We start from the raw sequence: 13,089 nt of genomic DNA, 5'->3' as shown, positions 1-13,089 counted from the left end.
AGTGATGAAAGAAAGCTGATTTTTAAATTTAAACTTCAGAATCAGAACGTAAAATTCTATTATTTTCTAAAATTCCAAGGTGCGATGGAATTTTTATCAGACCAAAGTCCTACTTTATTTTTTCTTGCGATACTTTCTACTTGAGCATATTCGGAATTTGTAGAATATTTTTTATAATGCCAGGCTAAACCTGTTTTCAGCATTTCTTTGTTGAGGCAGGTTTTTTCATTGGTGTAAACCTCCGCAATCATCCTTCCGTTTCTGTCATAATTTCCTTTTTTACCGGAACTGACGATAGTAACCATTTTGCCGAAAGCTAAATCGGAAAGTTTTTGCTTAGAAACTGTACCGAACGATTGCTTTTTTTCTGGCGCATCAATATGCTCCAAACGAACAATTATTGGAAGTTGATAATACAAAACCTCGACAGTATCACCATCTTTAATACCGATAACTTTCACTTTGAGAATGAGTTGTTCCTTCTGTTGAAAAGATGCGAAAGATGCTGGTAGAAAGCTGTCCCCTAAAAAGAAAAAGAGCAGAATGAAAATCGTTTTTTGCATAGAAAAGACAGGAGTTTATTGATCATTTGAGAGCACGAAAATTAAGAAATATTTTTTTTAAAACTTTAATGAAAACATTCCCAATTCAAATTAATAAATTGGTATATATCGAGAAATAGATGACTATATTATTCTTTTACCTCGACTCCTTTCCAGAATGCGACGTGATTTTTGATATTGTCAGCGGCATCTTTTGGGTTGGGATAAAACCAAGCCGCGTTCTCGTTTTTTTTACCATCAACTTCAATGCTGTAATAGGAAGCTTTACCTTTCCACGGACAGGAAGTGTGGTGATTGGTTAAGACATAGTACTCTCTAGTAATACTATCTTCTGGAAAATAATGATTGTTTTCTACGACCACTGTGTTATTGCTTTCTGCGATTGTTTTTCCGTTCCAAATTGCTTTCATGATTTTTTTATTTTTATTAAGGTATAGATTCAACGATTAAAGTTAATATTAATTTATAAAATATGGCTCTTTTATGGTGTTGAGGCGCGAGCGAAGCGAGCGCCGAAAAGAGTGAAAGACGTTAACTTTTCTAATAACTCATTTATTTTCAGAAACCATTCCCCGCGCCCCGACTTGAACGGAGCTCTTTTTTACGAAACGCAGTGGAGTAAAAAAAGCGGGAGTGGAAGGCGGAAAAAGGCGCCCAAATAAAAATCCCGACTCAATTAAGAATCGGGACTGATATTAAAAAACGTGTCTAATTATGCTTGTACGTTATTTTGTCCTAATACGAAAGGTTCAACTTCTTTGATTTCTCCGAATTGTTGTTCGTAGTTCGCGATGTTTTGTTGCAATGCAGCCAATACTCTTTTTGCATGTAAAGGTGCAAGAATTACTCTTGATCTTACGTTTGCCTGCTGAACTCCTGGCATCATTTGGATGAAATCCAATACGAATTCTGAAGGTGAATTATTTACCAAAGCAAGGTTGCAATATACGCCTTGAGCAACCATTTCGTTTAGATTAATGTTGATGTTGTTTGGATCTTGGTTTTGATCTTGATTCTGATTGTTGTCCATTTCTTGTTAAATTTTAAATTTTAGATTTTAAATTATAAAAAGACTTTAGACTACAGATTTTCAAAATTTTAAAATCTGTAATCTAAAATCTATAATTATTTAGTTAATGTCTTCGAATTCTTTTTTAGAACCCACAATTACGTTTTGATAATCTTTTAGACCTGTACCTGCCGGGATTCTGTGTCCTACAATTACATTCTCTTTCAGACCACTCAAGTAATCTACTTTTCCGGATACCGCTGCCTCGTTCAAAACTTTCGTAGTTTCCTGGAAGGAAGCTGCCGACATAAACGATTTAGTCTGAAGTGCCGCTCTTGTAATACCTTGCAATACCGGTGTTGCGGTTGCAGATAATGCATCACGAACCTCAACCAAAGCTAGGTCTTCACGCTTCAGTTTAGAATTCTCATCTCTAAGATCTTTCGTAGTAATCATTTGACCTGGTTTGAATTCTTTCGAATCTCCAGCGTCTACAACTACTTTAAGACCGAATACTCTGTTGTTTTCTGCTAAGAAATCACCTTTGTGTTCCAGTGCACCTTCCAGGAATTGTGTATCTCCACCATCCACAATTGAAACTTTAGTCATCATTTGACGAACAATAATTTCAAAGTGTTTGTCATCGATTTTCACCCCTTGAAGTCTGTATACTTCCTGAATTTCATTAACCAAATATTCCTGTACGGCTGTTGGTCCTTTGATTTTCAAGATGTCATCTGGTGTTGTTGAACCGTCAGAAAGTGGTGAACCTGCTCTTACAAAGTCATTCTCCTGTACCAAAATCTGGTTCGAAAGTTTTACCAAGTATTTAGAGATTTCTCCAGTTTTAGCTTCCACGATTAACTCGCGGTTACCTCTTTTGATTTTACCATAAGATACTACACCATCGATTTCTGTAACTACGGCTGGGTTTGAAGGATTTCTCGCTTCGAACAATTCGGTAACTCTTGGTAGACCCCCTGTAATATCTCCAGATTTTGCAGATTTACGTGGGATCTTAATCATTACTTTACCAGACTTAATTTTCTCGCCATCGTTTACCATGATGTGTGCTCCTACCGGTAAGTTGTAGGCTTTTTGCTCCACTCCTTTAGAATCCACAACTTTCAAAGTTGGTACGGCTTTCTTATTTCTCGATTCAGAAATTACTTTCTCTTCGAAACCGGTCTGCTCATCAATTTCCAGTTGGAAAGAAACCCCTTGAACAATGTCTTCATACTCAATCTTACCTGCCGATTCAGCGATGATTACCGCATTATACGGATCCCACTTACAGATTAGATCTCCTTTTTTCACTTTGTCTCCTGGTTTCACTGCCAATTCAGATCCATAAGGAACGTTGGCAACCATCAATGGTGTTCTTGCTGCATTATCTGCAACCAAACGGAATTCTGTGGAACGGGAAACTACGATCTCAGCTTTTTTACCAGCTTCGTTTTCAGATGTTACTGTTCTCACTTCATCCATTTCTACGATACCATCACGTCTTGCAACGATGGAAGGATTTTCGATAATATTTCCTGCTGTTCCCCCTTGGTGGAAGGTTCTCAATGTTAACTGAGTTCCTGGCTCACCGATGGATTGTGCGGCGATAACTCCAACAGCTTCACCCATATGAATAGGTTTTCCTGTGGCTAAATTTCTACCGTAACAAGCGGCACAGATTCCTTTTTTCGTTTCACAAGTTAATGGAGAACGTACTTCTACAGAATCAATACCTGCACCTTCGATTCTTTTTGCAATTGCTTCATCAATTAATTGATCAGCTTCCAAAATAACCTCGTCGGTTTCCGGGTCGTATACATTATGTAAAGAAACTCTACCTAAGATTCTTTCCGAAAGTTTTTCAACAATTTCGTCATTTTTCTTAAGTGGGGTAATTTCTGTTCCTCTTAAAGTTCCACAGTCGTTTTCAGTAATGATTACATCTTGTGCAACATCTACCAATCTACGGGTCAAATACCCAGCATCAGCTGTTTTCAATGCAGTATCTGCAAGACCTTTACGAGCACCGTGAGTAGAGATAAAGTACTCTAAAATAGAAAGTCCTTCTTTAAAGTTCGCTACAATCGGGTTTTCAATAATTTCTGCTCCTGTAGAACCAGCTTTTTGTGGTTTTGCCATCAATCCTCTCATTCCTGAAAGCTGACGGATCTGCTCTTTGGAACCCCTTGCTCCAGAATCAAGCATCATATAAACTGAATTAAACCCACCTTGATCGGTTTTCATTCTGCTCATAATCATCTCAGTTAATCCGGCGTTGGTATTCGTCCAAACATCAATTACTTGGTTGTAACGTTCTGTATCGGTGATTAATCCCATGTTATAGTTCGCCTTGATCTCATCAACTGTTTCTACAGCTGTTGCAATCATGGTTTTCTTTTCTTCCGGAATTACGATATCACCTAAACTAAATGATAAACCTCCACGGAATGCATTGGAATAACCTAAGTCTTTCATATCATCAAGGAAAGATACCGTCGTTGGGAAATCTGTATCGGCTAAAATTCTACCAATTACATTTCTCAATGATTTCTTAGTCAAAAGTTCGTTTATGTAACCAACTTCTTTAGGAACGATCTGATTGAATAGAACTCTACCAACAGTAGTTTCTACCAATCTCGTAACCAATTCTCCATCTTCTTTCATCGGAACTCTACATCTTACTTTTGCATTCAAGGAAACTTGTCCTTCTGCATAAGCGATCTCTACTTCTTCCGCAGAATAGAAAGCTAAACCTTCACCTAGAACTTTCATATCTTCTGTTGAAGATAATTCTTTGGTCATATAATATAGACCCAAAACCATATCCTGAGATGGAACCGTAATCGGTGAACCATTTGCCGGATTCAAGATATTCTGAGAACCCAACATTAAAAGTTGTGCTTCTAAAATAGCTTCCGGACCTAACGGTAAATGCACCGCCATCTGGTCACCATCAAAATCCGCATTAAATGCAGTGGTACACAATGGGTGAAGTTGAATTGCTTTTCCTTCAATCATTTTTGGCTGGAATGCCTGAATACCCAATCTGTGAAGCGTAGGTGCTCTGTTCAAAAGTACAGGGTGACCTTTCATTACGCCTTCCAGAATATCATAAACTACGGGCTCTTTTCTATCAATGATTCTTTTAGCAGACTTCACTGTTTTTACGATTCCTCTTTCAATCAGTTTTCTGATGATAAATGGTTTGTAAAGCTCAGCTGCCATATCTTTAGGAATACCACACTCGTGCAATTGTAGGTTTGGACCTACGACGATTACGGAACGTGCTGAATAATCCACACGTTTTCCCAGTAAGTTTTGACGGAAACGACCTTGTTTACCTTTCAATGAATCTGAAAGTGATTTCAATGGTCTATTAGATTCCGATTTTACTGCAGAAGATTTTCTGGTATTATCGAATAATGAATCTACAGATTCCTGCAACATTCTTTTCTCGTTACGAAGAATTACTTCCGGAGCTTTAATTTCCAAAAGTCTCTTTAAACGGTTATTTCTAATGATTACGCGACGGTAAAGGTCATTTAAATCTGAAGTCGCAAAACGACCACCATCCAATGGAACCAAAGGTCTCAATTCTGGTGGAATTACAGGAAGCACCCTCATAATCATCCATTCTGGACGGTTGATCATACGCGTGTTTGCACCTCTCAATGCTTCTACAACGTTTAATCTTTTTAAGGCTTCTGTTCTTCTTTGTTTTGAAGATTCGTTGTGTGCTTTATGACGCAAGTCAAATGACAAAGCATCTAAATCAATTCTTTTTAATAATTCTTCAACCGCTTCAGCACCCATTTTGGCGATGAATTTATTCGGATCAGCATCATCAAGATATTGATTTTCAGGCGGAAGAGTTTCTAGAACATCCAGATATTCTTCCTCAGTTAGGAATTCTTTGTCATCGAAATCAGCGCCGTCAGCTTTTTTAGCCATACCCTGCTGAATCACGACATATCTTTCATAATAAATGATCATGTCTAATTTCTTAGACGGTAATCCTAAAAGATAACCGATTTTATTCGGTAAAGAACGGAAGTACCAGATATGAGCCACAGGAACAACCAAGCCAATATGCCCGATTCTTTCTCTACGTACTTTTTTCTCGGTAACTTCTACACCACAACGGTCACAAACAATTCCTTTATATCGGATTCTTTTGTATTTTCCACAAGCACATTCGTAATCCTTTACAGGTCCGAAGATTTTTTCGCAGAAAAGACCATCTCTTTCCGGCTTGTGCGTACGGTAGTTAATTGTTTCGGGCTTTAAAACTTCACCTCGGGAATCCTGTAGGATAATTTCTGGAGAAGAAAGTCCAATCGTAATTTTTGTAAAATTACTTGTTTTATTTTTATTTGACATTTGTTAATTTTAAAGATTAAGAGATTAGAGATGTAAGAATCAAGATCTCATCTCTTGGATCTTGTTTCTTGTATCTTGCTTCTAATTATTCCTCAAGTCTTACATCAAGACCAAGACCCTGTAACTCATGCAACAATACATTGAAGGATTCTGGAATACCTGGTTCAGGCATTGCTTCTCCTTTTGCAATTGCTTCATACGTTTTAGCTCTACCAATCACGTCATCAGACTTCACAGTCAAGATTTCTCTCAGGATGTTCGAAGCACCAAATGCTTCTAATGCCCAAACCTCCATCTCACCAAATCTTTGTCCACCAAACTGCGCTTTACCACCTAACGGCTGTTGCGTAATTAATGAATATGGTCCGATTGAACGTGCGTGCATTTTATCATCTACCATGTGACCCAATTTCAACATATAAATGATCCCAACCGTTGCTGGTTGTGCGAATCTTTCACCTGTTCCACCATCATATAAGTAAGTGCTACCATATTTTGGTAAACCTGCCTGTTCTGTATATTCAGTAATCTGATCTAAACTTGCACCATCGAAAATTGGCGTTGCGAATTTTAAACCTAATTTCTGACCAGCCCATCCTAAAACAGTTTCGTAAATCTGTCCGATGTTCATACGAGAAGGTACCCCAAGTGGGTTCAATACGATATCTACTGGTGTTCCGTCTTCAAGGAACGGCATATCTTCTTCACGAACAATTCTGGATACAATTCCTTTGTTACCGTGACGACCCGCCATTTTATCACCTACGTTCAGTTTACGTTTTTTAGCAACATATACTTTAGCCAGTTTGATAATTCCTGCAGGAAGTTCATCACCAATTGAGATCGCAAATTTCTCACGGTTCTTAATTCCTTGAATATCGTTATACTTGATTTTGTAGTTGTGAATCAACTGTTTTACTAAGCTGTTACGCTCAGCATCTACAGTCCAGTCAGCACCACTTACGTTTACATAATCTTCAACAGATTGAAGAAGTTTGGTTGTAAACTTCACGCCTTTTCCGATAATCTCCTCGTTAAGGTCATTATTAACTCCCTGAGAAGTTTTACCATTAACTAAAGTTCCTAATTTTTCGAGAAGGGTATTTCTTAATTCATCGAATTTCGCTTTGTACGTATTTTCGATTTCCTCAAGTTTCAATTTCTCTTCGGATCTTTTCTTTTTATCTTTAATATTTCTTGAGAATAACTTCTTGTTAATAACAACTCCTCTTAATGAAGAATCTGCTTTTAACGAAGCATCTTTTACGTCTCCAGCTTTGTCACCGAAGATCGCTCTTAATAATTTTTCTTCCGGCGTTGGATCTGATTCTCCTTTTGGAGTAATCTTACCAATCATGATATCACCAGGCTTCACATCAGCACCGATTCTAATCATACCGTTTTCGTCAAGATCTTTTGTAGCTTCTTCAGAAACGTTAGGAATATCAGCAGTTAATTCTTCCATACCTAATTTGGTATCCCGAACTTCCAGTGAATATTCATCAACGTGAATTGAAGTAAACCAGTCTTCACGAACTACTTTTTCATTAATTACAATTGCATCCTCAAAGTTGTACCCTTTCCATGGCATAAATGCTACAGTAAGGTTTCTACCGATTGCCAATTCTCCATTTTCAGTTGCATAACCGTCACAAAGAACCTGACCTTTTTCAACTTTATCCCCTACTCTTACGTTTGGTCTCAAAGTGATGGTCGTACTCTGGTTGGTTTTACGGAATTTGGTTAATTTATAAGTTTTCGTTCCTGATTCAAATGATACAAGATCCTGATCTTCAGTTCTGTCATATTTAATGGTGATCTTGTTAGCATCTACATACTCCACAACACCCGTACCTTCAGCATTGATTAAAACACGTGAATCTGTTGCCACCTGTTTTTCTAAACCTGTACCTACAATCGGAGCTTCTGGCTTCAATAATGGAACTGCCTGACGCATCATATTCGATCCCATCAAGGCACGGTTGGCATCATCATGCTCCAAGAAAGGAATCAATGAAGCAGAAATACCAGAAATTTGGTTCGGAGCTACATCAATTAAATCTACCTGCTGAGGCTCAACAACTGGATAATCACCATCCAAACGAGCAATTACTCTGTCTGTATTAATGGTACCATCATCTTTCATATCGATATTTGCCTGCGCAATTACACGATCTTCTTCATCTTCCGCATTTAAATAAATTGGTGCAGTTTTCAAGTCAACTTTACCGTTTTCTACTTTTCTGTATGGAGTTTCGATGAAACCAAGACTGTTAATTTTCGCATAAATACCCAAAGATGAAATTAGACCAATGTTTGGTCCCTCTGGCGTTTCAATCGGACAAATTCTTCCGTAGTGCGTATGGTGAACGTCACGTACCTCAAAACCTGCTCTCTCTCTTGAAAGTCCACCAGGTCCCAGGGCAGAAAGTCTACGCTTGTGCGTGATTTCTGAGAGTGGATTGGTTTGATCCATGAACTGAGATAACTGATTCGTTCCGAAGAACGAGTTAATCACAGAGGTTAATGTTTTTGCGTTTACCAAATCAATTGGAGTAAAGATTTCGTTATCTCTAACGTTCATTCTTTCTCTAATCGTTCTTGCAATTCTGGAAAGACCTACACTAAACTGACCTGATAATTGCTCACCAACAGTTTTAATACGTCTGTTCGACAAGTGATCAATATCATCAACTTCCGCTTTCGCGTTTACCAATTCAATTAAGTGTCTTACAATAGCAATAATATCTTCCTTGGTTAAAACTTCTGTTTTTTCCGGAATATTAAGATTCAGTTTTTTGTTCAATCGGTAACGACCAACTTCACCTAATGAATAACGTTGCTCAGAGAAGAATAATTTTTCTATAATTCCACGTGCTGTTTCTTCATCGGGCGGATCTGCGTTACGCAACTGACGGTAAATATATTCAACCGCTTCTTTTTCAGAGTTGGTTGGATCTTTTTGTAATGTATTCTGGATAATAGAAAATTCATTTGCATTTTCTTTGTGAATCAAGATTGATTTCACACCAGAATCAATAATCATATCAATATGCTCTTTTTCAAGAACTGTTTCTCTGTCTAAGATGATTTCATTTCGTTCGATAGAAACTACTTCACCCGTGTCTTCATCAACAAAATCTTCGAACCATGTGTTCAAAACTCTCGCTGCTAAAACTCTACCTTCTACTTTTTTCAACGCTGCTTTAGAAACTTTTACTTCTTCTGCTAGATCAAAAATCTGAAGGATATCTTTATCGGATTCGTATCCGATTGCTCTTAACAATGTAGTTAAAGGCAATTTTTTCTTACGGTCGATGTACGCGAACATCACATTATTGATGTCGGTTGTAAATTCCATCCAAGATCCTTTGAAAGGAATAATACGGGAATAGTACAATTTAGTTCCGTTGGCGTGATAAGTCTGACCAAAGAAAACACCAGGAGATCTGTGTAATTGAGTTACAATAACACGCTCCGCACCATTAATAATAAATGAACCAGATGGCGTCATATAAGGAACTGGTCCCAAATAAACATCTTGTACCACGGTCTGGAAATCTTCGTGTTCCGGATCAGTACAGTACAATTTTAGTCTGGCTTTCAGAGGAACCGAATAGGTTAAACCTCTTTCTACACACTCGTCGATCGAGTATCTTGGGGAATCAACCAAATAATCCAAAAACTCCAAAACGAAATTGTTTCGGGAATCGGTAATTGGGAAATTTTCTTGAAAGGTTTTGTACAAAGATTCATTGAGTCTTTGCTCCGGAAGGGTGTCCAACTGGAAAAAATCTTTGAAAGATTGGATCTGAATGTCCAAAAAGTCAGGAGTCACAATTTTTCCTTTTGCTTCGGAGAAATTGATTCTTTGATTAGCCTGAGCTTTAGCGACTGCTTTAGATTTACTCATAAAAAAATTAAAGAATGAGGGTTAAAAAATATTTTGTTTCTAAAATATCAGAAAGAAACTAAGAAAGAATTGGAGTTCAGACGGTTGATTTTGGCGCAATCAGGAGAAGTCTTGGCTCTTGGCTCTTTGTACTTGGCTCTTTCTAACTGCAACATCGGTATATCTTTTCACGACGTAGTGCAAAATATTTTCACTGTATTTTGGCGGTGATGCTTACGGACTAGATTTAAAACAGAAAATCCCCTTTCAGAATATGAAAGAGTTGAAAATCAGTAAATTAAAGTCGAGTATATAGTTATTTGCGCCAAAATAGAGTGCAAAGATACATTTTCTTTGCGAGATTGGCAAATAATGTCTATCTGCTAAATCTTGGAGAACAGTAAAAATGGTGTTAGAATATACTCTTGAAAGCGCTGAAAACTGCCGTGAAATATCAGAAAACACAATTATAAACCTCATAAATTCACCTAATTTACCTCCTAAATTTAACATCTAACTAGCTGACAATCAACATTGAAAATATTATGTTAAATAAACTATAAATTTTTTGCCAGCAGATTTTAAGTTTGTAAATTTGGAATCCAAAAATCTTATTTATGAATTTTCCCCGCCTTCAAGAAAAGCTTGAAATACTAGCCGATGCTGCGAAATATGATGTTTCGTGTTCTTCAAGCGGCGGAAACCGAAAAAACACAAAAGGTGGTTTGGGCGACAGCCATGCTTCCGGAATTTGCCATTCCTACACTGAAGATGGTCGATGTGTTTCCTTATTAAAAATTCTTTTAACAAATCATTGCATTTATGATTGTGCATATTGTGTTTCCAGAAAAACCAATGACATTAAAAGAGCAGCTTTCACGGTAGAAGAAGTGGTTGATTTAACCATCAATTTTTACAGACGAAATTATATTGAAGGATTATTTCTAAGTTCCGGAATTTTTAAAGATGCAGATACAACCATGGAACGCTTGGTTCGCGTCGCGAAAAAACTTCGGACAGAACATAAATTTAATGGCTATATCCATTTAAAATCAATCCCTGGCGCCAGTGATGAACTGATGAAAGAAGCTGGTTTATATGCAGACCGACTTTCCATTAATTTAGAAATCCCCACAACCGCGGGACTAAAATTGTTGGCACCCGAAAAATCCCATGATCAAATGATCAAACCAATGGGTTTCATAAAAAATGAACTGATCCTTTACAAAGAAGAAAAAAAACTCTTTAAAAACGTTCCGAAATTTGCACCTGCAGGACAATCTACTCAGATGATTGTTGGCGCAACCGATGAAACCGATCTAAAAATTATTAAAGTAGCAGATTATTTTTACCAAAATTACAAGTTAAAAAGAGTGTACTATTCTGGATATGTCCCAATGTTGGAAGATAAGCGTTTGCCGTCTATCGATTCGCAAGTTCCGATGTTGCGGGAAAACAGATTGTATCAAGCGGATTGGTTAATGCGTTTTTATGGCTTTAAGGCGGATGAAATTTTAGAAAAAAGCAATCCTTTTCTTGATTTAGAAGTCGATCCGAAATTGGCTTGGGCTTTGAGAAATCGGGAACAGTTTCCCGTGAACATCAATACGGCGACGAAAGAAATGATTTTACGCGTTCCCGGAATTGGACGAAAATCAATGTATAAAATTTTAAGCGCGCGAAACTTTCAAAAATTGAATTTAGGACATTTACAGAAAATGGGCGTGGCCACAAACCGTGCAAAATACTTTGTAGAATTCGAAGCTCAGAATATTTTTAATAAATATATTGATGATTTTAACTTCCGAAAAATAATTTTGCAGGGAATGAAATCAAAATTTCAAAATCCTTTCTCGGAACAACTGACGCTTTTCTAAATGACGACGCTTCTTTACGACGGAACATTTGAAGGTTTGTTTACGGCAATTTTCGAGGTTTACGAATATAAATTTCAACCAGCGGAAATTATATCGATCGATCAGTACAAAACAGAATCAATTTTTTCTGACCCTCATGAAGTGATCACTAATGAAGTAAAAGCAAATCGGGTTTTACAAAAACTGGAAAATAATTTAGGAAAAAAAGGCGTTTCTCAACTTTTAAGAGTTTATTTATCTGAAAATGAAAATGCTGAAAGATTAATTCTATCCGCCGTTTCACTTTCCCTAAAGTTCCCAAAAGATCCTGTTCTGAATAACTTTGCAAATGTTGATATGATGGATATTGCAAAAATCACGAAATCGATAAGTCGGGAAGTTCACCGAATGCATGCTTTTGTACGATTTGAAAAATTGCAGGATGAAGTCTACTTTTCAAAAATAGAACCTGATTTTAATGTTTTACCATTAATCATCAGCCATTTTAAAAATCGTTATCAAGATCAAAAGTGGATGATTTATGATTTGAAAAGATATTACGGAATTTTTTATGATTTAAAAGATACTCAGTTTTTTGAGCCGGCTTTGGAACAGACTTCTCAATTAAAAAGAACTACTAATATTTTGCATGAAGAAGAAATGCAATACCAAAAATTATGGCAACGGTATTTCTTTAAGACCAATATTCCGGAACGTAAAAATCTGAAGTTACATGTTCAGTCACTGCCGAAAAGATATTGGAAATATTTAACGGAAAAATTATAATATAATATCTGTTTTCCGTTAACTCTCAAAGTCGGATTGTCTTTTAAAGAATTTTGAAAATTCGAAAAGAAGCTGGCAGAATTTGAAGAAACAAACTTAATGTTAAATAGGATGATCATTTCCTACAGAAGGAAAATTAGAATGTTTAAAACAAAAAGCCGCCTCGTAAAAACGAGACGGCTTTATTTATAAGGTCGAGATAGAATTATTTAACTTCTACTTCAGCACCAGCTTCTTCTAATTGTTTTCTCAACGCTTCAGCTTCGTCTTTAGAGATACCTTCTTTGATTGCAGTCGGAGCTGAATCAACCATATCTTTAGCTTCTTTCAAACCTGCACCAGTTAAATCTTTAACTAATTTTACAACTGCTAATTTAGAAGCACCTGCAGCTTTCAAGATTACATCGAATTCAGTTTTTTCTTCTACTGCTTCTCCACCACCTGCAACAGCGGCAACAGCTACAGCAGCTGGTTCGATTCCGTACTCATCCTTAAGGATAGTAGCTAATTCATTTACGTCTTTAACGGTTAAGTTTACAAGCGTTTCCGCTAAGTTTTTTAAATCTGACATTTTAATAATGTTTTAATTGTTGAACG

Annotated in this window: 8 protein-coding genes; 2 read left to right on the top strand and 6 right to left on the bottom strand. The window is 36.9% G+C overall.

Annotated features, from left to right (window positions below; all coding sequences use genetic code 11):
- Positions 1 to 59: 59 nt before the first annotated feature.
- The 5 genes from LC814_RS10695 to rpoB all read right to left on the bottom strand — a co-directional run bounded on the left by LC814_RS10695 (position 60) and on the right by rpoB (position 9,871).
- Positions 60 to 563: a thermonuclease family protein gene (locus LC814_RS10695; RefSeq protein ID WP_226063914.1), complete on the bottom strand. Its 504-nt coding sequence runs from the start codon at positions 561 to 563 to the stop codon at positions 60 to 62.
- 128 nt (positions 564 to 691) lie between these two features.
- Entirely contained in the window at positions 692 to 976 is a 285-nt protein-coding gene (locus tag LC814_RS10690) for a DUF427 domain-containing protein (protein WP_511190242.1), read from the bottom strand.
- Between the two features lie 299 nt (positions 977 to 1,275).
- The gene (locus LC814_RS10685) at positions 1,276 to 1,593 is read right to left on the bottom strand and encodes a DUF3467 domain-containing protein (protein ID WP_226063912.1); all 318 of its coding nucleotides are present in this window, start codon (positions 1,591 to 1,593) and stop codon (positions 1,276 to 1,278) included.
- Positions 1,594 to 1,692: 99 nt separating this feature from the next.
- Positions 1,693 to 5,958 carry a DNA-directed RNA polymerase subunit beta' gene (gene rpoC, locus LC814_RS10680; RefSeq protein ID WP_226063911.1) on the bottom strand — a complete coding sequence of 1,422 codons (4,266 nt, stop codon included), beginning with the start codon at positions 5,956 to 5,958 and terminating at the stop codon, positions 1,693 to 1,695.
- An 85-nt stretch (positions 5,959 to 6,043) separates the two neighbouring features.
- Positions 6,044 to 9,871, bottom strand: coding sequence for a DNA-directed RNA polymerase subunit beta (gene rpoB / locus LC814_RS10675; protein ID WP_226063910.1), 3,828 nt, complete (start codon positions 9,869 to 9,871; stop codon positions 6,044 to 6,046).
- A gap of 596 nt (positions 9,872 to 10,467) precedes the next feature.
- On the opposite strand from rpoB, the gene LC814_RS10670 reads away from it, so the two are divergent.
- Positions 10,468 to 11,727 (top strand): putative DNA modification/repair radical SAM protein, encoded by a 1,260-nt coding sequence (locus tag LC814_RS10670; protein ID WP_226063909.1) that lies wholly within the window; start codon positions 10,468 to 10,470, stop codon positions 11,725 to 11,727.
- The gene (locus LC814_RS10665; RefSeq protein WP_226063908.1) at positions 11,728 to 12,492 is read left to right on the top strand and encodes a TIGR03915 family putative DNA repair protein; all 765 of its coding nucleotides are present in this window, start codon (positions 11,728 to 11,730) and stop codon (positions 12,490 to 12,492) included.
- Positions 12,493 to 12,697: 205 nt separating this feature from the next.
- Here the strand turns inward: LC814_RS10665 and rplL are convergent, their stop codons facing one another.
- The gene (gene rplL / locus LC814_RS10660; RefSeq protein WP_226063907.1) at positions 12,698 to 13,063 is read right to left on the bottom strand and encodes a 50S ribosomal protein L7/L12; all 366 of its coding nucleotides are present in this window, start codon (positions 13,061 to 13,063) and stop codon (positions 12,698 to 12,700) included.
- Positions 13,064 to 13,089 lie beyond the last annotated feature (26 nt).

It is taken from the genome of Kaistella polysaccharea (assembly GCF_020410745.1).
In the GTDB taxonomy this organism is placed as follows: Bacteria; Bacteroidota; Bacteroidia; order Flavobacteriales; family Weeksellaceae; genus Kaistella; species Kaistella polysaccharea.
The sequence above is the reverse complement of the archived record's forward strand: the minus strand, read 5'-3'. Positions and strand labels throughout refer to the sequence as shown.

Bases quoted from the DNA above. Each gene is read 5' to 3' on its own strand.
- LC814_RS10695 (WP_226063914.1), bottom strand. From the start codon at position 563: ATGCAAAAAACGATTTTCATTCTGCTCTTTTTCTTTTTAGGGGACAGC.
- LC814_RS10685 (WP_226063912.1), bottom strand. From the start codon at position 1,593: ATGGACAACAATCAGAATCAAGATCAAAACCAAGATCCAAACAACATC.
- rpoC (WP_226063911.1), bottom strand. From the start codon at position 5,958: ATGTCAAATAAAAATAAAACAAGTAATTTTACAAAAATTACGATTGGA.
- rpoB (WP_226063910.1), bottom strand. From the start codon at position 9,871: ATGAGTAAATCTAAAGCAGTCGCTAAAGCTCAGGCTAATCAAAGAATC.
- LC814_RS10670 (WP_226063909.1), top strand. From the start codon at position 10,468: ATGAATTTTCCCCGCCTTCAAGAAAAGCTTGAAATACTAGCCGATGCT.
- LC814_RS10665 (WP_226063908.1), top strand. From the start codon at position 11,728: ATGACGACGCTTCTTTACGACGGAACATTTGAAGGTTTGTTTACGGCA.
- rplL (WP_226063907.1), bottom strand. From the start codon at position 13,063: ATGTCAGATTTAAAAAACTTAGCGGAAACGCTTGTAAACTTAACCGTT.